The sequence below is a fragment of the Mycobacterium sp. E3298 genome, from assembly GCF_001666895.1.
Lineage (GTDB): Bacteria > Actinomycetota > Actinomycetes > Mycobacteriales > Mycobacteriaceae > Mycobacterium.
Genome location: NZ_LZJB01000243.1, coordinates 1 through 1,225, shown reverse-complemented (window position 1 = coordinate 1,225; position 1,225 = coordinate 1). Strand labels below are relative to the sequence as shown.

Below are 1,225 nucleotides of genomic sequence, written 5' to 3'. Positions count from 1 at the left end.
GGCGACCGTGGGTGCTGGCCTACGCCACCGACCCCTGGGGCACGGTGCTCGAGGTGATGAGCCACAGCTACGCCGAGGCGTTCGGCAACTGGCCGCAACCGGGGCAGCTGGTCCCGCCCACCCTGGTGCCCCGCCCGGATGGCGACGGCCCGGCCGGCGCCTGAATCGGTCGCGTCAGGGGCCGTCCGCGACGAAGCCTTTGTTGCGCATCAGCGCGTCCGCCAGGAAGCCGTCGTGCGGGATGCCGGGCGCCGCGTACCACGTCGGGTGCGAGCCGACGTACACGTTGCCGACGGTCGGTTCGGCGAGCAGCTCGTCGACCAGCCGTTGGTCGCCGGTGATCGCGGTGACGACCAGCGACCGCCGCAAGGGTTCCAGGCCGGCGCCGGGCGACCACGGTGCGACCCAGACACAGGGGAAGGGCAGCTCGACGTTGAGCGTGTCCGGGACGGGTTCGGCCAATAGGTGCACCGCCGGGCGCAGCGCGGCGTAGCCGTCGCCGAGGTCGGCCACCACCTGATCGGCGCCGAGCACAGGGGTCGAGCCGGCGGCCTTCGCCGCCAGGAAGTCCGCCAGTGCCCGGGCTTGGTCGAGCCGCCGGGTGGGCAGGATCGCCCGTTCGTCGTCGGTGGGGAGCGGCTCGAGCTCCGCCAGCCGCCGGGCGATCGCCGCGGCCAGCGGGGCGGGATCACCCTCACACAGCACGGCGGTGGTGTTGACGCAGGCCATTCCCCCGAGATTGGCGATCGAGTCGACGATGACGTCGATGTGGTCGCGCCAATCCCGATCCGCCGTGATCAGGATCTTGGCGCGGCCCGGCCCGTTGACGATCACCGCCGGGTCAGCGGCGTACTTGTCCACCACGTCCTGACCCCCGTACACCATCGCCAGATCCGCCGAGGAGATGATCTCGTCGGCGCCCGCATGATCGGTGGGTAGGTAGACGGCATCCCCGTGACGGAAACCCGCCCGCCGCAGGGCATGGACCAGCCGGTGGGCGGTCAGCGGCTCGCGGCGCGACGGGCGCACCGCGACGCGGTAGCCGAGCGCCAGCGCTTGCGGCCACAGGCCGTGCACGCCGGGACCGTTTCCGGCGGCGTGCACGGCGAACACCTGCCCGCGCCGCACCCAGACCGCGCCACCGCGACGGATGCCTTCGTCGCGCCAATCGAGCGCCGCCCCCACCGGCCGGGCCGGACGGACCGCGTCGAACGCGCCGCCGACG

The 1,225-nt window shown here is 73.4% G+C and carries 1 protein-coding gene; it reads right to left on the bottom strand.

The features are described 5' to 3' along the window. Window positions 1–174: 174 nt before the first annotated feature. A partial coding sequence (locus A9X05_RS11330) for an aldehyde dehydrogenase family protein (RefSeq protein ID WP_067781380.1) occupies window positions 175–1,225 on the bottom strand: 1,051 nt, incomplete at its 5' end.